Annotated in this window: 3 protein-coding genes; all 3 read left to right on the top strand. The window is 65.2% G+C overall.

What is annotated here, in order from left to right; genetic code table 11:
* The first annotated feature begins 119 nt into the window (after positions 1-119).
* The gene (locus LU684_RS25215) at positions 120-14,375 is read left to right on the top strand and encodes a non-ribosomal peptide synthase/polyketide synthase (protein WP_232895177.1); all 14,256 of its coding nucleotides are present in this window, start codon (positions 120-122) and stop codon (positions 14,373-14,375) included.
* A 1-nt stretch (position 14,376) separates the two neighbouring features.
* Complete coding sequence (locus tag LU684_RS25220) at positions 14,377-17,748, top strand: non-ribosomal peptide synthetase (RefSeq protein ID WP_232895178.1); 3,372 nt, start codon at positions 14,377-14,379, stop codon at positions 17,746-17,748.
* 11 nt (positions 17,749-17,759) lie between these two features.
* Positions 17,760-20,755: amino acid adenylation domain-containing protein (locus tag LU684_RS25225; protein WP_232895179.1), on the top strand; the 2,996-nt coding region annotated here is incomplete at its 3' end.

Raw genomic sequence — 20,755 nt, forward strand, 5'->3', positions numbered from 1 at the left:
CGGGCAGCCCGGGCGGTCGTCGGTGGCCGGGGCTTTGGCTAAATCAGCTCGCGGTTGTTTCGTCTTTGAGGGATGACTGGGCCCTGTGGTCCCGCTTCCTATCGCTAAGGACGCATCGCATGAATGCCGAAAACTCGTTGAAACTCGCTCGCCGCTTTATCGAACTGCCGCCGGAAAAACGCCGTTTGTTCCTGGCTGGGCTACAGGCAGAGGGCGTCGACTTTTCCGTGTTTCCGATCCCTGCCGATGTCGCCTGCGATGACCGCGACGGGTTGTCCTACGCCCAGCGACGCATGTCGTTTCTCTGGCAGCTGGACCCGCAGGGCGCGGCCTACAACCTGCCCATGGCCGTGCGCCTGAAGGGCGAGCTCGACCGCGCAGCCCTGCAGCAGGCGTTCGATCGCCTGGTCGCGCGCCACGAGAGCCTGCGTACGCGCCTGCGCACCCAGGGCGAGCACCTGTACCAGGAAGTTGTCGCCGCACAGGCCGTCGCCATCGTCGAGCATGACCTCACCGCCCTGGCGGTGGCGCAGCGCGAGGCCCGTGTCGCGGCTCTGGCTGAAGCCGAAGCGCAGGCACCTTTCAACCTGCTGCAGGGGCCACTGCTGCGCGTGACCCTGCTGCAACTGGCCACCGACGAGCACGTGCTGCTGCTCACCCTGCACCACATCGTTGCCGACGGCTGGTCGCTGAACGTGCTGATCGACGAGTTCGTGCGCTTGTACGATGCGGCCTGTCAGCGCAGCGAAGCGACCCTGCCGGCTCTGCCCATCCAGTACCGAGACTACGCGCTGTGGCAACGCAGCTGGCTGGAAGCCGGTGAACAGGAGCGTCAGCTGAACTACTGGCGCGACAAGCTGGGCGATGATCATGCCGTACTGGAACTGCCGTTCGACCATCCACGTGTCGGGGCACCGAGCCACCGCGGTGCGCGGCGCGAGTTGCAGGTCGATCCGGCGCTTGCCGGGCGCCTCAGGGCGCTGGCCAGTGCCCAGGGCGTCACCCTGTTCATGGTGCTTCTGGCGTCGTTCAAGCTGCTGCTGCAACGCTACAGTGGCCAGCGCGCAATCCGCGTCGGCGTTCCGGTCGCCAACCGTCACCGTACAGAAGTCGAGGGCTTGATCGGCTGCTTCATCAACACCCAGGTGCTGCATACCGATATCGACCCGCTCATGAGCGTGAGCCAGCTGCTCGGCCGGGTCAAGGACACCGCCCTGGGAGCCCAGGCGCACCAGGACCTGCCGTTCGAGCGCCTGGTCGAGGCGCTTGAACTCGATCGCAGCAGCGCGCAAAGCCCGTTGTTCCAGGTGCTGTTCAACCATCAGGCGGCTATCGCCGACGCCGGTCAGGTCCGCCTGGGTAACGGGCTGACGCTGGAAAAAGTCGCCTTGGACAAGCACAGCGCTCGCTTCGACCTTGCCCTCGACACCTACGAAAGCGCCGGGCGTCTGCATGCTGTGTTCACCTATGCGCTGGATGCCTTCGAAGAAGCCACCATCATTGGTTTCGGCGAGGATTGGCTGCGACTGCTCGACGGGCTGAGCCAACCGTCCGCCACCCCGGTTGGCGAGCTGCCCTTGGCGACTCAGGCGTCGCACGGGGAGCAGCAGCAAGCTGCCGGAACGCCAGAGCCTGAGTTGTGCATCCATCACCTGATTGAAACGGCCGCCAGCCACAACCTGCAGGGCCTGGCAGCGAGCGGCGACGCCGGTCGGCTAAGCTATGCCACCTTGCAGGCACGCTCGGATGCCCTGGCTCAGGTACTGCTGGCGCGTGGCATACAGGTGGACCAGCGGGTCGGCGTGGTGGCCGACCGGTCCTGCGAAATGCTCATCGCCATGCTGGCCGTGCTCAAGGCTGGGGCGGCCTACCTGCCGCTGGACCCTGAGCAGCCCCAGTCGCGCATCGACTTCATGCTTGCCGATAGCGCGGTCAGCTGGGTACTTGGCCGAGCCGGGCAGATCAGCCTGCCGCAAGGCGTTGCGGCAATCGACGTGGAAGGTGACTACCCCTCGGTTTCGGCGCCCAAGGTGGCGGTGGGTGCAGACAACCTTGCCTATGTCATCTACACCTCCGGCACCACTGGCAAGCCCAAGGGCGTCGCGGTCAGCCATGGCGCCTTGGTCAATTATGTGCGCGGCGTGAGTCAACGCCTGCCAATGGACGAGATCGGTAGCCTGGCGATGGTCACCACGCCGGCGGCCGACCTTGGCCACACCATGCTGTTCGGTGCGCTGTGCTACGGCAAGACCCTGCACATGCTGCCCAAGGAGACGGTGCTCGATGCCGAGGTCTTCGCCGCCTACCTGCAGACGCATGCCATCGATGCACTGAAGATCGTCCCCTCGCACTTGCAGGCCATGCTCGCTGCGGGTGCCCAGGCTTTGCCGCGGCGTTGCCTGGTGGTTGGGGGTGAAGCCTGTAGCCCAGCACTTCTGAGCCGGATCAAGGCATTGGCGCCCGGCCTCGAGGTGATCAACCACTACGGCCCCACCGAAACCACGGTCGGTGTGCTTACTCATGCCCTGCAGGAGCGGCCGCTGCTCGGCCAACCCCTGCAAAACCTGCGCGCCCATGCGCTGGACAGTTGCCTTAACCCCGTGCCCGGCAAGGCCAGAGGGGAGCTCTATATCGCCGGTGCAGGGCTTGCTCGTGGTTACCTGGGCCAGGCGGCGCTCACGGCCGAGCGCTTCGTGCCCGACCCCAGTGGCTGCAAGGGTGCGAGGATGTACCGTACCGGCGACTGGGTACGCCTGAACGCTGACGGCGAACGGGTTTTCGCCGGACGTATCGATGGCCAGGTGAAAATCCGCGGCTATCGCGTCGAGCTGGCCGAGATCGATACCTGCCTGCGGCAGTTGCCGGGCATCGAAAGCGCCGTTGTGCGAGTCGTTGGCGAAGACGCCGATCGGCAGCTGGCCGCCTACCTGGTCCCGCAGCACTGGGCTGCACAGGACGAAGCCCGTCAAGCCGTGGTCGACAGCATTCGGGCAGCGCTGAAGCGGGCCTTGCCCGAGCATCTGGTGCCGCATTACCTGATGCTGCTGGAGCGTCTGCCAGTGACCCTCAACGGCAAGGTCGACGTCAGGGCGCTGCCTGAACCGGTCGCTGTCACGGCCGTTTACCGGGCGCCCGAAACACCCCTGCAAATGCAGGTCGCGGCCATCTGGGCCGACGTGCTGCAACAGACCCAGGTCGGCCTCGACGACAATTTCTTCGCCTTGGGTGGGCATTCGTTGCTGGCTACCCAGGTGGTCTCGCGGATCAGGCAGCAACTGCGCCTGGACGTGGCTTTGCGGGTGCTGTTCGACACTGCCGACCTGTCCAGTTTTGCCGAGGCTTTGCAAGGCCTGGAGCAGGTCGCCGGGGGCGATATCCAGGTCCTGGACCGGGCGCTGCCGCTGCAGGTTTCGCATGCTCAGTATCGCCAGTGGATGTTCTGGAAGCTGCACCCGCAAAGCACCGCCTACAACACCCCCCTGGCCATACGCTTGCACGGCGAGGTGGACCGGGCCGCCATGCAGGCCGCGTTCGATGCACTGGTCATGCGCCATGAATCCCTGCGCACGGTCTTCGAGGAGCATGACGGCATTCCCCGCCAGCGCATACTGCCCGCAGCGTCGGCAATCATTGAATTCCATGACCTCAGTTCGGCGGATGGCCGGGCGCTGCAGCAGCGCATACAGGAAGAAGCGCTCACGCCCTTTGACCTCGAGCAGGGTCCGCTGATCCGGGTCAAGGTGTTCCAGGGGGGGCCGCAGGAGCAGGTGCTGACCGTGCTGTTGCACCACATTGTCTCGGACGGCTGGTCCATGAGCGTCATGGTCCGCGAGCTGGCGGGCGTCTACAACGCCCACACCACCGGGCAGCCGCTTGAACGCCAGGCGCTGGCGGTGCAATACGCCGATTACGCCGCCTGGCAGCGTGAACGCCTGGCCTCGGGGGAGCTGCAGGCCCAGCTGGCATTCTGGAAAGCCACGCTGGCAGACGATTTTGCAGTACTCGAGCTACCCGCCGACCGTATTCGGCCTCAGGCCCAAAGCTATCGTGGCGGGCGCGTGGATGTGCTGCTGCCTGCCGCGCTCACGGCCGATCTGCAACGTTTGGCGGTTGCCGCCAATGCCACGCTGTTCCATGTGTTCCTGGCTTCGTTCGCACTGCTGCTGTCGCGCTACAGCGGGCGCGAAACGCTCAACATCGGCATCCCGGTGACCAACCGCAATCGCCTTGAGCTGGAAGGGCTGATCGGTTTCTTCGTCAACACGCTGGTCGCGCGCGTGGCGGTCGACCCGTTGCAGTCTTTCAGCCACTTGTTGCTGGCGGTCAAAGAGACCACCCTGCAGGCTCAGGCGAACAAGGACATCCCCTTCGATGTACTGGTGGAAGCGCTCAAACCCGAGCGGGGGTTGGGCCACAACCCGCTGTTCCAGGTCATGTACAACCACCTGAGCAATCTTGGCGAGCGGGTCTCCGGCGACAGCGTGCAAGGGCTGAGCGTCGAGGAGGTCGAGCTGGTCGAGCACACCACGCAGTTCGATCTGTCGCTGGACACCCTCGAACGCAGCGATGGCGTGATCGCCTCCTTCGGCTATGCATCGGACCTGTTCGACGTCGAGCGTATCGAGCGCCTGGCATCGGTCTGGGTCAACCTGCTGGGTGCACTGGCCAGTGAGGCGGCATTGCCGGTCGCCGAGCTGCCTCTGCTCACAGCCGCACAGCACAAGCTGGCAGCCCAGGCCGTCGACCCGGCCCCCTTGCGTTTCGCCGAAGACCTTGGCGTGCACCAGCTGTTCGAGGCGCAGGCCCAGCGCGCGCCGCAGGCCACAGCGCTGGTCCTTGATGATCAGGCGCTGACTTACCAGGCACTCAACCGCCGCGCCAACCAGCTGGCCCACAAGTTGCGCGAACTGGGCGTGGGGCCGGATGTGCGTGTCGGCATCGCCGTGGAACGCAGCCTGGACATGGTGGTGGGCCTGCTGGGCATCCTCAAGGCCGGTGCTGCCTATGTGCCGCTCGACCCGCAATACCCGCAGGAACGCTTGCGTTTCATGATGCAGGACAGCGGCATTCACTTGCTCCTGACCCAGCCTCACCTGACACCGACGCTACCGATTCCCCCGGCAGTGACCTGCCTGCAGATGCAGGCGGATGAGCAATGGCTGGCCCCGTACAGCGCAGCTAACCCGGTGAACCTCACCGTCGCCGACAACCTTGCCTATGTGATCTACACCTCCGGGTCCACCGGCAAGCCCAAAGGTGTGGCCGTCGCTCATCGGGAACTGTCGGTGTTCTGCAGCGTGGCGGCCGATTATTCGCGGCTCGACGCCAGTGATCGGGTGCTGCAGTTCGCCACGGTCAACTTCGATGGCTTCGTCGAGCAGCTGTACCCGGCCCTGTGTTGCGGTGCGCGGGTTGTCATGCGTGGACCGCAGCTGTGGGACATTGAAACCCTCCAGCAGGCCATCGTTACCCACGGCATCACCGTGGCGGACCTGACAACCGCCTACTGGCGCATGCTGGCTGCGCAAAAGCTGCCCGCCGGCGCCTGCGCGTCGCTGCGCCAGGTGCACGTGGGCGGTGAAGCCATGCCGATGGAAAGCCTGGGCGACTGGTACGCCAGTGGCCTGCAGCAGGCTCGTCTGCTCAATACCTATGGGCCTACCGAAGCGACCGTGGTAACCACGGTGCAGGACTGCGCAGGCTTGCAGCCCGGTGCCGGTGGCAAGGCCATTGTGCCCATCGGCCGAGCGGTGGGGGGGAGGGTGACGTACGTCTGTGACGATGGCCTGGCCTTGGCCCCGGTCGGTTGGGTGAACGAATTGCTGATCGGTGGCCGGGGCTGCCTAGCCCGCGGCTATTTCAACCGCCCGGGGTTGACCGCCGAGCGGTTCATTCCCGACCCGTTCGACCCGGTCGGCGGCGGGCGCCTGTACCGTACCGGCGATCTGGCGAGCTACCGCGTCGATGGTGTTCTCGACTATGTGGGGCGCATCGACCATCAAGTCAAGATTCGCGGCCTGCGCATCGAAATGGGCGAGATCGAAGCACGGCTGCAAGAGCACGCCATGGTGCGCGAAGCGCAGGTGATCGACATCGACGGGCCCACCGGCAAGCAACTGGTCGCCTACCTGGTGATAGAGGGCGGTGTCGAGCAGCAGGATGCGTTGCGCGAAAACTTGGCAAGCCACCTCAAGGCCGCATTGCCGGACTACATGGTGCCGGCGCACCTGATGTTCCTCAGCGAGTTGCCGCTGACGCCTAACGGCAAGCTTGACCGCAAGGCGCTGCCAAAGCCCGACCTGGGCCGCGACCAGCCTGCCTACGTGCCCGCGCGCAGCGAACGCGAAAGACAGATCGCGGCTATCTGGGCGCAGGTGCTCAAGGTTGAGCGCATCGGTCTGACCGATCATTTCTTCGAACTGGGCGGGCATTCGTTGCTGGCCACCCAGGTCACCTCGCGTATCCGCCAGGTACTGGGCCTGGAAATCCCCCTGCGCACGCTGTTCGAAGCCCCGGTGCTGGCTGATTTCGTGGCGCTGACCGGGCAAGGGACGGACGCGCCGGCCCCGGCGTTGCAGCCGGTCGACCGCGCGCAGCCGTTAGCCTTGTCCTACGCCCAGCAGCGGCAGTGGTTCTTCTGGCAGATGGCACCCGAAAGCACCGCCTACAACATGGCCACGGTTCTGCGCCTGCGTGGCGATCTGGATGTAGAAGCACTGCGCCTGAGCTTTGAAGCGTTGATCGCGCGACACGAGACCCTGCGTACGACCTTCCGCCAGGCGGGTGACCATGCCCTGCAAGTGATCCATCCGCCGCAGCCGTTCAACCTGCCAAGCGAGGGGGTCGAACTGTGCCAGGGGGATGAGCAGGCGGCGCTGCTCAAGCGCCTGGTCGAGGCAGAGACGCAATGCCCCTTCGACCTGGAGCACGGGCCGTTGCTGCGGGTAAAACTGTTGCGCGTGGCGGAGGATGACCATGTCCTCGTACTGACCTTGCACCATATCGTCTCTGACGGCTGGTCGATGCCGGTGATGGTCGATGAGCTGGTGCAGTTGTACCAAGGGCTGTGCAGTGGGCAAACAGTCGAGCTGCCTGAGCTGCCCATCCAGTACGCCGACTACGCCGTATGGCAGCGGCAGTGGATGGAGGCGGGTGAGCGGGAGCGCCAGCTGGCCTACTGGAAAGGCCAGCTGGGAGACCGGCAACCGGTGCTTGAACTGCCTGGCGATCGCCCACGCCCGGTGACCCAGGACTTTGCCGGTGCCAGCGTCGCCATCGACCTGGATCGCGACCTCGTGCACGCGCTCAAGGCATTGGCCCAGCAGCAGGGCGTCAGCCTGTTCATGCTGCTGTTGGCCAGTTTCCAGACCCTGTTGCACCGCTATTCGGGCCAGGACGATATTCGCGTGGGGGTACCGATCGCTAACCGCAATCGCCTGGAAACCGAGCGCCTGATCGGCTTCTTCGTCAATACCCAGGTGCTCAAGGCCGACTTCGACCTGCACACCACCTTCAGCCAGCTGCTCGAACAGACGCGCCAGACCGCCCTGGCGGCCCAGGCTCATCAGGATTTGCCGTTCGAGCAGTTGGTCGAGGCGCTGCACCCCGAACGCAGCCTGAGCCACAGCCCGCTGTTCCAGGCGCTCTACAATCACCAGACCGAACCCCAGGGGCAAGCGCGCAGCTTGCCTGGGCTGGAAGTTGAAGGCCTGGCCTGGGAGCGCTATACCGCACAGTTCGACCTGACCCTTGACACCTTCGAGCACGCCGACGGCCTGGGCGCCTCGCTGGTCTACGCCACGTCGCTGTTCGACCGTGCGCGCATCGAGGCGCTGGCGCAGCACTGGTGCAACCTGCTGGCCGACATCGTGCGTCAACCCCAGCAGCGCGTCGCCGAGCTGGCGATGCTGGGCAGCGAGGAGCGCGAGCAGCTGTTGGCGGCATGGGACCAGACCGGCGACGACTATCCGGACGACCGTTTCGTCCATCAACTGTTCGCCGACCAGGTCGCCCGCACGCCGGACGCCGTCGCCATCCGCTTCGACGATCAACGCCTGAGCTACCGCCAGCTCGATGCACAGGCCAATCGCCTGGCGCACCGCCTGATCGAGCAAGGTGTCGGCCCCGAGGTCAGGGTCGTCATCGCCATGCGCCGCTCTACCGACATCATGGTGGCGTTCATGGCGGTACTCAAGGCAGGTGGCGTGTATGTACCGCTGGACATCGCCTATCCCCAGGACCGCCTGCGCTACATGATGCAGGACTGCGCCGCCGCCTTGGTGCTGACCCAGAGCGATGTGCTGGGCACGCTGCCGATCCCCGAGGGTTTGCCAACGTTGGCGGTGGACCTGCCGGCTGCCTGGCAGCAAGGCCCGGACACGCCACCCGAGGTGGCGCTGTCCAGGCACAACCTTGCCTATGTGATCTACACCTCCGGCTCGACCGGCATGCCCAAGGGTGTTGCAGTGGCGCATGGGCCTTTGGCCTCGCACATCCTGGCCAACGGTGAGCGCTATGAAACCGGCCCGCAGGATTGCGAGCTGCACTTCATGTCATTCGCCTTCGACGGTGCCCATGAGGCCTGGATGCACCTGCTGATCAACGGCGCCAGTGTGCTGGTGCGCGATGACAGCCTGTGGCTGCCCGAGCAGGCCTACGCCGAAATGCACCGGCATGGCGTGACCATTGCGGTGTTCCCGCCGGTGTATCTGCAACAGCTGGCCGAGCATGCTCTGCGCGTGGGCAACCCGCCACCGGTGCGCATCTACTGCTTTGGCGGTGATGCCGTACCGCAAGCCGGTTATGAGCTGGCCTGGCAGGCGCTGCGCCCGCAATACATCTTCAACGGCTACGGGCCGACCGAAACCGTGGTGACACCGCTGCTCTGGAACGCGTCGCCAGGCGATGCCTGCGGTGCGGCCTATGCCCCTATCGGCCGACTGGTCGGGCGCCGCCGCAGTTATGTCCTCGACGCCAGCCTCAACCTGGTGCCGTTGGGCCACAGTGGCGAGTTGTTCCTTGGCGGGCTGTGCCTGGCGCGTGGCTATCTCGACCGCCCAGGCCTGACCGCCGAACGCTTCGTCCCCGACCCGTTCGCTGCGAACGGCGAGCGCGTGTACCGCAGCGGTGACCTGACCCGCACCCGGGCCGACGGTTTGGTCGACTATCTGGGCCGTATCGACCATCAGGTGAAGATCCGTGGTTTTCGCATCGAGCTTGGCGAGATCGAGGCGCGGTTGCAGGGTCATCCGGCAGTGCGCGAAAGCGTGGTCATCGACATCCAGGGCCCAGGGGGCAAGCAGTTGGCCGCGTATCTGGTCTGCGCGGATGTGCAACTTCACGACCTGCAGGGGCAAAGCCTGCTGCGCAGCGCGCTGCGCGATCACCTCAAGGGGACCTTGCCGGACTACATGGTGCCCACCCACCTGGTATTTCTCGACACGTTGCCGCTCACGCCCAATGGCAAGCTGGACCGCAAGGGCCTGCCCAAGCCTGACGTCAGCCAGCTGCAGCAGGTGTACGTCGCACCTCGAAACGCGCTGGAACAGACCATTGCCGGGATCTGGGCGGATGTGCTGAAAGTCGACAAGGTGGGGCTGTCGGACAACTTCTTCGAACTGGGTGGTGATTCCATCATTTCGATCCAGGTGGTCAGCCGCGCCCGTCAGGCGGGCATTCGCTTCACCCCCAAAGAGCTGTTCCAGCACCAGACCGTTCAAGGGCTGGCCTCAGTCGCCCGGCAAGGGGACGAAGGTGGGTTGATGATCGAACAGACGGCTGCAACTGGCCAGACGCTGCTGCTGCCGATCCAGCAATCGTTCTTCGAGCAGGACATTGCCCAGCGCCACCACTGGAACCAGGCGCTGTTGCTCAAGGCAGGCCAGGCGCTCGACAGCCAGGTGCTGGAACGGGCCCTTCAGGCCCTGGTGATCCACCATGATGCGCTGCGCCTGCGCTTCGATTGTGCAGCGGGCGAGTGGGCGGCACATTACGGCTCGCCCGACCCACAGCAAGGTCTGCTCTGGCAGGCTACGGTGGCCGATGCCCAAGCCCTCGAAGCGTTGTGCGATGAAGTCCAAGGCAGCCTCGACCTGCAGCGTGGCCCTTTGCTGCGGGCATTGCTGGCAACCCTCGAAGATGGCAGCCAGCGCTTGTTGCTGGCAATTCATCACCTGGTGGTGGACGGGGTCTCCTGGCGTGTGCTGCTCGAAGACCTGCAAACCGCCTACAGCCAGTTGCACGCCGGCCAGCCACTCGACCTGCCCGCCAAGACCAGCTCGACCCAAGCGTGGGCCGGCCACCTGCAGACCTACGCACGTAGCGAATCGCTGCAGGCGCAGCTGCCTTACTGGCAGGCGCAACTCGACCAGACTGATGCCGAACTGCCTTGCGACAACCCGGGTGGCTCGTTGCATGGCATGCATGTCGGCACCGCCCGCACCCGTCTCGGCGCGGTCAGTACCCGGCAACTGCTGCAACAGGCGCCTGCTGCCTACCGGACGCAGGTCAACGACTTGCTGCTGACCGCGCTGGCCCGCGTCATCGCACGCTGGACCCAGCGCAGCGACGTGCTCGTGCAGTTGGAGGGGCATGGTCGTGAAGACTTGTTCGATACCCTGGACCTCACGCGGACCGTGGGTTGGTTCACCAGCGTGTTCCCGGTACGGCTGAGCCCGGAGCAGACACTGGGTGCATCGATCAAGCGGATCAAGGAGCAGCTGCGGGCGATCCCGGACAAAGGCATCGGCTACGGTGCCTTGCGCTACCTGGGTGATGACCAGGCTCGAGCGGCGCTTGCGCAGTTGCCGCCCCCACGCATCACCTTCAACTACCTGGGGCAGTTCGACGGCAGCTTCACGCCGGCCTCCGGCGCCGAGGCCCCGGCATTCCTGGTGCCAGCCGACGAAAGCGCCGGGGCCAGCCAGAGCCACGAGGCGCCGCTGGACAACTGGTTGTCGATCAATGGTCAGGTCTATGCCGGTGAGCTGAGCCTTGAGTGGACCTACAGCCGCGACATGTTCGACGTCGGTACGGTGCAACACCTGGCCGACCAGTTTGCCGCCGAGCTCGAGGCGATCGTCGCCCATTGCCTGGAGGATGCCCAGGCGGGTCTGACCCCTTCGGACGTTCCGCTGGCCGGGCTTACCCAGGCCCAGCTGGACAGCCTGCCGATCCCGGCGGCGCAAATCGAAGACCTCTATCCCCTGGCACCCATGCAGCAGGGCATGCTGTTCCACAGCCTGTTCGAGCAAGGCGGCGGCCATTACATCAACCAGATGCGCGTCGACGTCAAAGGGCTCGATGTGCCACGCTTCAGGCTCGCATGGCAGGCCGCCGTCGACCGCCATGAAGTGCTACGGGCCAACTTCGTGACCTGCTTCGAGCACCCTCTGCAGGTGATCCGCAAGCAGCTCGAGCTGCCGTTCACGTACCTGGACTGGGTGGGCGTCGCCGAGCAGGGCGCGGCCCTGGGCCGTTGGGCCGATGCAGACCTGCGCAAGGGCTTCGACCTGCAGCATGACCCCCTGCTGCGTCTGGCGGTGATCCGCACCAGCGAAGCATCCTGCCATCTGGTCTTCACCAGCCATCACATTCTGATGGATGGCTGGAGCAATGCGCAGTTGCTCGGTGAGGTGCTCCAGGCCTACGCCGGGCTGCCGAACAGCGGGCTGACGGGCCGCTATCGCGACTACATCCAATGGCTGCACCGCCAGGACCCCGTGCAGGCCCAAGCCTTCTGGCAGCAGCAGCTGCATGAGCTGAGTGAGCCTACGCGCCTGGCGCTGGCCATGCGTCAGGACAAAGCCGGGCTGGGCGCAGGCTACGGCGAACACCAGCAGCGCTTGAGCGAACGGCAGACGCAGGCGCTGGGTGCCTTTGCCCGGCAGCAGCGAGTGACCGTCAATACCCTGGTGCAGGCGGCATGGCTACTGCTTCTGCAGCGTTACACCGGGCAATCGTGCGTGAGCTTCGGCGCGACGGTGTCCGGTCGCCCGGCAGAGCTGCGTGGTGTGGAGCAACAGCTGGGGCTGTTCATCAACACTTTGCCGGTGGCCGCCAGCCCGCGCCCGCAGCAGCGTGTGGCGCAGTGGGTGCAGCAACTGCAGGCGCAGAACCTGGCGCTGCGCGAGTACGAGCACAGCCCCTTGTACGAGATTCAACGCTGGGCCGGATCGGGTGGTGAAGGGCTGTTCGATACCCTGCTGGTGTTCGAGAACTACCCGGTCGGCGATGCGCTGCAGCAGAGTGCACCCGCCGGGCTCGCGTTCGGCAACGTGCACGGCCATGAGCAGTCGAGCGTGCCGCTGACCCTGGCGATTAGCGCAGGTGCGCAGCTGTCGGTGCACTACAGCTATGACCGGCAGTGTTTCACTCAGGAAAGCATCGCGCAGATCGCCCGCCACTTCGGTACGTTGTTGCAGGCGCTGGTCGAGGACCCGCAACAGGTGATCGCTCAACTGCCTTTGTTCGACGCACAGGAGCGCCAGGCAATCATCCACGACTGGAATCGGGCGCCTGCCAATCATCGCCCCGATCAATGCCTGCACCAGCTGATCGAAGCCCAGGCCGCGCGGACGCCGGAGGCCATCGCGGTGGTGTCGGGTGAGGGGACACTCAGCTACAGACAGCTCAATCGGCGCGCCAATCAGCTGGCGCACAAGCTGCGCGAGCAGGGCGTGGGGCCAGATGTAATGGTAGGGATCGCTGTGGATCGTGGTCTGGAAATGGTCATCGGCCTTCTGGGCATCCTCAAGGCGGGAGGCGCCTATGTGCCGCTGGACCCTGAGTATCCAGAGGATCGCCTGGCCTACATGATGAGCGATAGCGGTATCAACCTGTTGCTGACCCAGTCACATCTGCTCGCCCGCTTACCGCTGCCCGAGGGTGTCGAGCCGCTGCTCCTGGAGCCATTCCCGGGCTACAGCGAAGCTAATCCGGTCAACTTCACGCAACCGGCAAACCTGGCTTACGTGATCTACACCTCGGGGTCTACCGGCAAGCCTAAAGGCACCTTGTTGCCCCATCACAACGTCGTGCGCCTGTTCCAGGCAACCCGGCACTGGTTCTGCTTCGACAGCCAGGATGTCTGGAGCGTGTTCCATTCCTATGCGTTCGATTTTTCTGTCTGGGAACTGTTCGGTGCGCTGGTGCATGGGGCCAAGGCAGTAATCGTGGCCAAGGACGTGGCCCGATCGCCCGCCGACTTCCATGCCTTGTTGGTGCGTGAGCAGGTCACGGTACTCAACCAGACACCCTCGGCGTTCAAGCAACTGATCTCGCACGCCTGCGCACAGCCACAGGGTCAGGCCGAGCTTGCCCTGCGCTATATCGTGTTTGGCGGCGAAGCACTGGACGTCGGGAGCCTGGCACCGTGGTTCAACCACTTTGGCGACAGCCAGCCGACCTTGATCAACATGTACGGCATTACAGAAACCACCGTGCACGTCACCTATCGGCCAGTGTGTCGCGAGGATCTGCAGCGCGATGGCGTCAGCCCCATCGGTGAGGTGATTCCGGATCAGTCGCTGTACCTGCTCGATGCTGACTTCAACATCGCCGCGCCCGGTTGTCATGGCGAACTGCACGTTGGCCAGGCCGGTCTCGCCCGTGGCTATCACCGGCGTCCGTCGCTCACCGCGGAGCGCTTCGTACCCGACCCATTCGATGGCAGCGAGCAGGGCGGTGGTCGGCTCTACCGCACCAGCGATCTGGCACGCTATCGCATGCAGGGTGCGATCGAGTATGCGGGGCGCATCGATCATCAGGTGAAGGTCCGAGGTTTCCGTATCGAGCTGGGCGAGATCGAGGCCAGGCTGCAGGAGCATTCGCAAGTCCGCGAAGCGGTGGTGCTCGCCCTGGATGGCCCAAGCGGTACGCAACTGGTTGCCTATCTGATCCCTGCCCAGGCACCCACGGCAGCGTTGCGCGACAGCCTGCGCGAGCACCTTAAAGCGACGTTGCCCGAGCACATGGTGCCCGCCCACCAGGTGTTTCTGGAGTCGCTGCCCCTTACGGCAAACGGCAAGCTCGATCGGCGGGCCTTGCCCAGCCCTGATGTCACGCAGCTGCAGCAGCTGTTTGTCGCACCGCAAACCCCGCTGGAGCAGGACGTTGCGGCGATCTGGGCCGATGTACTGAAGCTTGAAAGGGTCGGCCTCAACGACAACTTCTTCGAGCTGGGCGGGCATTCGCTGCTGGCTGTGCAGGCCACCCAGCGCGTGCAGTTGCTGCTGGGGCTGGAGGTACCGCTTTCGGCCCTGTTCGCTGCCGGACGACTGGCGGACTACGTGGCGACGATGGCTGGCCTGGCGCCTGCCAGTGCAGCAGACGTCGATGAGTTGAGTGATTTCCTGGCAGAACTGGAGAGTGTTTGAAATGACGGCCCAGAACATCGAGCTGGTTAAACGGTTCCTGCATCTGCCATTGGAGCAGCGCAAGCAATTTTTTGAAAAAATGCAGTCCAAAGGCATGAGCTTCGCTCGGCTGCCGATCCCGCAGATACGCTACGAATGGGGCCCCATCGGCCTGTCGTACGCCCAGCGGCGACAGTGGTTTCTCTGGCAGTTCGAGCCGCAGAGCGCGGCCTACAACATCAGCATGGCCGTGCGTTTCAAGGGGGCGCTGGATGGCGACCTGCTGCAGCGCAGCCTTGAAGACCTGGTTCAACGCCATGAAAGCCTGCGTACTGCTTTTGCCCAGGACGCTGACCAGCCTGTTCAGGTCGTTGATCCACGCGTGCGGGTGGAAATAGTTCGGGAGCCTTTTGCAGAGGCGGGGGATTTCGCCGAGCGCCTGAAACGGCGTATCGAAGCAGAGGCCGGCCAACCCTTCGACCTGGGGCAGGCGCCCCTGTGGCGGGTGAGGCTGCTGCAGGTGGACGAGGCCGATCACGTACTGATCCTGGTCATGCACCATATCGTCTCCGATGGCTGGTCGATGCCGATACTGCTGGACGAGTGGATCCGCAGCTACGAGGGGCTTCGCCTCGGTCAGCCAGCATCGTTGCCGGCCCTGCCGATCCAGTATGCCGACTATGCCATCTGGCAGCGCCAATGCCTGGAAGCGGGCGAGCTGGAGCGTCAGCTGGCGTACTGGGAGGCCGAGCTGGGGGGGGAACAGCCGGTCCTGGAACTGCCGACCGACCATCCCCGGCCGGCCTTGCAGAGCCGGGCAGGGGCAAGCTTGGATATCCCCCTGGAGGATGCACTGTGCGCCGCCCTCAAACAGCTGGCGCAGGATCAGGGCGTGACATTGTTCATGCTCCTGCTGGCCAGCTACCAGACCCTGCTGCATCGCTACAGCGGGCAGAACGACATCCGGGTCGGCATACCCACGGCCAATCGCAATCGTATGGAAACCGAAGGCCTGATCGGCTTTTTCGTCAACACCCAGGTACTCAAGGCCGAATTCGACCTGGGCACGACCTTCACTGACCTGCTCGAGCAGGTTCAGCGACGCGTCGCTGGCGCCCAGGCCCATCAGGACCTGCCGTTCGAGCAACTGGTCGAAGCCTTGCAACCCGAGCGCAGCCTCAGCCATAGCCCGCTGTTCCAGGTCATGTACAACCACCAGACCGAAGCACGCGGGCAGGCTCGGCAACTGCCTGGGCTGACTGTCGAGACCCTGGACTGGGAGCGCAGGACCGCGCAGTTTGATCTGACCCTGGAAACCGTGGAGCACGCGGCGGGGATCGCGGTAACGCTGACCTACGCCACCGCGCTGTTCGACGAAGCCACCATCGCCCAGCTCGCCGGGCACTGGCAGGGCCTGCTGGCCGCCATCGTCGCCCAGCCGCAGCAGCGCATCGCCGAGCTGCCACTGCTGAATGCCACCCAGCAACAACAGGTGCTTCACGACTGGAACCGCACCCAGGCCGATTACCCGGTCGAGCAGTGCCTGCAGCAACTGATCGAAGCCCAGGTCACCGCCACCCCGGATGCCCCGGCGCTGGTATTTGCCGATCAGGCCCTGAGCTATGGCCAGCTGAACCGGCGTGCCAACCAGCTGGCGCACAAGCTGCGCGAGCAGGGCGTGGGGCCGGACGTGCTGGTGGGCATTGCCGCCGAGCGCAGCGTGGACATGGTCATCGGCCTGCTGGGCATTCTCAAGGCCGGTGGCGCCTATGTGCCGCTGGACCCGGAATACCCCGCCGAGCGCCTGGCCTACATGATGCAGGACAGCGGCATCGGCCTGCTGTTGACGCAAGCCCACCTGCTGGCGCAGTTGCCGGTGCCCGAGGGTGTGCAGCCGCTGCTGCTTGAGCCGCTGGCGGGCTACAGTGAGGCCAACCTGGTTCACCACACCTGCCCGGACAACCTGGCCTACGTGATCTACACCTCCGGCTCCACCGGCCGCCCCAAGGGCGCGGGCAACAGCCATCGGGCGCTGGTCAACCGCCTGTGCTGGATGCAGAAGGCCTATGGCCTGGACGCCGGCGATACCGTGTTGCAGAAGACCCCGTTCAGTTTCGACGTCTCGGTCTGGGAGTTCTTCTGGCCGCTGCTTGTCGGCGCACGCCTGGCGGTGGCACAACCGGGCGAACACCGTGATCCGCAGCGCCTGGTCGAGGTGATCAGGCAGCACGCGGTGACCACGCTGCACTTCGTGCCTTCGATGCTGCAGGCGTTCATGGGCAGCGCCGAGGTCGAGCGCTGCAGCGGCCTCAAGCGCGTGATGTGCAGCGGCGAAGCCTTGCCCGCAGAGCTGGCGCAACAGACCCTGGCACGGTTGCCCGGCGCCCAGTTGTACAACCTCTACGGCCCGACCGAAGCGGCCATCGACGTCACCCACTGGACCTGCCGCCCAGGCAGCGACAGCGGCGTGCCGATCGGCCGCCCGATCGACAACCTGAAGACGCACATCCTCGGCGCCGGTTTGCAGAGTGTCGCCCCACGAGCTGCCGGTGAGCTGTACCTGGGCGGCATCGGCCTGGCCCGCGGTTATCACCGGCGCCCGGCGCTGACGGCGGAACGCTTCGTCCCGGACCCTTTCGACAGCACGGCCCAAGGCGGCGGTCGCCTGTACCGCACCGGTGACCTGGCGCGTTATCGGGCGGACGGGGTGATCGAGTACAAGGGCCGTCTCGACCACCAGGTGAAAATCCGCGGCCTGCGCATCGAACTGGGCGAGATCGAGACACGCCTGCTCGAGCACCCGAGCGTGCGCGAGGCGGTGGTGCTGGACATCGACGGGCCGGGTGGCAAGCAGCTGGCGGGGTATCTGGTGGTCGGCGAAGCACCGGCCGACCCGCAGCAGCAGAACGCACTGCGCAGCGAACTGCGCGAGCACCTCAGGCACGGGCTGGCCGACTACATGGTCCCGACCCACCTGCTGTTCCTTGAGCGCCTGCCGGTAACGGCCAACGGCAAGCTGGACCGCAAAGCCCTGCCCAAACCCGACGCAAGCGTGCTGCAGGACAGCTACGTGGCCCCGCGCAGCGAGCTGGAGCAACAGATTGCGACGATCTGGGCCGAGGTCCTGAAACTCGACCAGGTGGGCGTGACGGATAACTTCTTCGCCCTGGGCGGCCATTCGCTGTCTGCCACCCAGGTGATCGTACGCGTTCGTGAGGCGACGGGCATCGACGCCACCTTGAAGGCACTGTTCGAACAGCCCCGGCTGGAGGATTTCTCACGCTGCCTCGAAGAGAAAAATCAGCAAATCGATCCGATTCAGGCAGAACTGGCTAAATCGCTAGAGGCGCTCAAACGTCTAACCACGGAGGAAATTGATGAACTGATTTCATAGGGGATACATCAGTGCAAGCGTTGCTCGACTCCGTCAAATCGTTGTCCACCAAAGAGCGTCACGCTCTGGCCATGCTCCTGAAGCGTCAGGGAATCAACTTGTACGGAGTCGCGCCGATCCCTGCGAGGGCGCCGGAGGAGGTCCTGGCACTGTCCTACGCCCAGCAGCGGCAGTGGTTTCTCTGGCAGATGGACCCCCAGGGCAGCGCTTACAACATTCCGGTCGCCCTGCGCCTGAAGGGCGATCTCGACCTCAAGGCGTTGCAGGCCAGCTTCGACGGCCTGATCGCTCGACACGAAACCCTGCGCACTACCATTCACCTCGACGGTGACCAACCGGTGCAGGTGATTCACCCCGAGGCACCCTTCGCGCTGGTGATCGAAACGCTCAAGGGCATCGGTGCCGATGCCACTGCGGCACTCAAGGCTTGGGTGGAGCAGGAAGTTCAACAGCCATTCGACCTGGAGCAAGGCCCCTTGCTGCGGGTCAAGCTGCTGCGCCTGGCGGCGGATGACCATGTGCTGGTCCTGACCTTGCACCACATCGTCTCCGATGGCTGGTCGACACCGATCATGGTCGACGAGCTGGTGCGTTTCTACGAAGCTGCCAGATCCGGGCAGGCACTGCGACTGCCGGCGCTCCCGGTGCAGTATGCCGACTACGCGTTGTGGCAACGGCAATGGATGGAAGCGGGCGAGCGCGAAAAGCAGCTGGGCTACTGGACGGCGCGGCTGGGGGACGAACAACCTGTGCTCGAATTGCCGCTGGACCGCCCGCGTGGCTCGGTGCAGAGCCCGGCAGGCGCGCGCTTCGACGTCACCCTCGCCGATGCGCTGGCGGATGCGCTGAAGCTGTTGGCCAAGCGCCAGGGCGTGACCCTCTTCACGTTGCTGCTGGCAAGCTTCCAGGCCCTGCTGCACCGCTACAGCGGGCAGAACGATATCCGCGTCGGCGTCCCGATCGCCAACCGCAATCGCAGCGAAGTCGAGGGCCTCATCGGCTTCTTCGTCAACACCCAGGTGCTCAAGGCCGAATTCGACCTGACCACCACCTTCGATGCGCTGGTCGAGCAGGTGCACCAGGCCGGGCTCGGCGCACAGGCGCATCAGGACCTGCCGTTCGAGCAACTGGTCGAAGCCCTGCAGCCAGAGCGCAGCCTCAGTCATAGCCCGTTGTTCCAGGTGATGCACAACCACGCCAGCGAGGGGCGTGGCCAAGCACGGCATCTGCCAGGCCTGACCCTGGAGGCGCTCGACTGGGAAATCCATACCACCCAGTTCGACCTGGCCTTGAACACGCTCGAGCATGAGCACGGCATCGGCGCGTTCCTGACCTACGCCACCGCGCTGTTCGACGAAGCCACCATCGCCCAGCTCGCCGGGCACTGGCAGGGCCTGCTGGCCGCCATCGTCGCCCAGCCGCAGCAGCGCATCGCCGAGCTGCCACTGCTGAATGCCACCCAGCAACAACAGGTGCTCCACGACTGGAACCGCACCCAGGCCGATTACCCGGTCGAGCAGTGCCTGCAGCAACTGATCGAAGCCCAGGTCACCGCCACCCCGGATGCCCCGGCGCTGGTATTTGCCGATCAGGCCCTGAGCTATGGCCAGCTGAACCGGCGCGCCAACCAGCTGGCGCACAAGCTGCGCGAGCAGGGCGTGGGGCCGGACGTGCTGGTGGGCATTGCCGCCGAGCGCAGCGTGGACATGGTCATCGGCCTGCTGGGCATTCTCAAGGCCGGTGGCGCCTATGTGCCGCTGGACCCGGAATACCCCGCCGAGCGCCTGGCCTACATGATGCAGGACAGCGGCATCGGCCTGCTGTTGACGCAAGCCCACCTGCTGGCGCAGTTGCCGGTGCCCGAGGGTGTGCAGCCGCTGCTGCTTGAGCCGCTGGCGGGCTACAGTGAGGCCAACCTGGTTCACCACACCTGCCCGGACAACCTGGCCTACGTGATCTACACCTCCGGCTCCACCGGCCGCCCCAAGGGCGCGGGCAACAGCCATCGGGCGCTGGTCAACCGCCTGTGCTGGATGCAGAAGGCCTATGGCCTGGACGCCGGCGATACCGTGTTGCAGAAGACCCCGTTCAGTTTCGACGTCTCGGTCTGGGAGTTCTTCTGGCCGCTGCTTGTCGGCGCACGCCTGGCGGTGGCACAACCGGGCGAACACCGTGATCCGCAGCGCCTGGTCGAGGTGATCAGGCAGCACGCGGTGACCACGCTGCACTTCGTGCCTTCGATGCTGCAGGCGTTCATGGGCAGCGCCGAGGTCGAGCGCTGCAGCGGCCTCAAGCGCGTGATGTGCAGCGGCGAAGCCTTGCCCGCAGAGCTGGCGCAACAGACCCTGGCACGGTTGCCCGGCGCCCAGTTGTACAACCTCTACGGCCCGACCGAAGCGGCCATCGACGTCACCCACTGGACCTGCCGCCCAGGCAGCGACAGCGGTGTGCCGATCGGCCGCCCGATCGACAACCTGAAGACGCACATCCTCGGCGCCGGTTTGCAGAGTGTCGCCCCACGAGCTGCCGGTGAGCTGTACCTGGGCGGCGTCGGCCTGGCCCGCGGTTATCACCGGCGCCCGGCGCTGACGGCGGAACGCTTCGTCCCGGACCCTTTCGACAGCACGGCCCAAGGCGGCGGTCGCCTGTACCGCACCGGTGACCTGGCGCGTTATCGGGCGGACGGGGTGATCGAGTACAAGGGCCGTCTCGACCACCAGGTGAAAATCCGCGGCCTGCGCATCGAACTGGGCGAGATCGAGACACGCCTGCTCGAGCACCCGAGCGTGCGCGAGGCGGTGGTGCTGGACATCGACGGGCCGGGTGGCAAGCAGCTGGCGGGGTATCTGGTGGTCGGCGAAGCACCGGCCGACCCGCAGCAGCAGAACGCACTGCGCAGCGAACTGCGCGAGCACCTCAGGCACGGGCTGGCCGACTACATGGTCCCGACCCACCTGCTGTTCCTTGAGCGCCTGCCGGTAACGGCCAACGGCAAGCTGGACCGCAA

Source organism: Pseudomonas sp. NMI542_15, from assembly GCF_021283425.1.
GTDB lineage: Bacteria > Pseudomonadota > Gammaproteobacteria > Pseudomonadales > Pseudomonadaceae > Aquipseudomonas > Aquipseudomonas fortuita.

Excerpts from the sequence above, each read along its gene's own strand:
- LU684_RS25220 (WP_232895178.1), top strand. The coding sequence starts at position 14,377 with ATGACGGCCCAGAACATCGAGCTGGTTAAACGGTTCCTGCATCTGCCA.
- LU684_RS25215 (WP_232895177.1), top strand. The coding sequence starts at position 120 with ATGAATGCCGAAAACTCGTTGAAACTCGCTCGCCGCTTTATCGAACTG.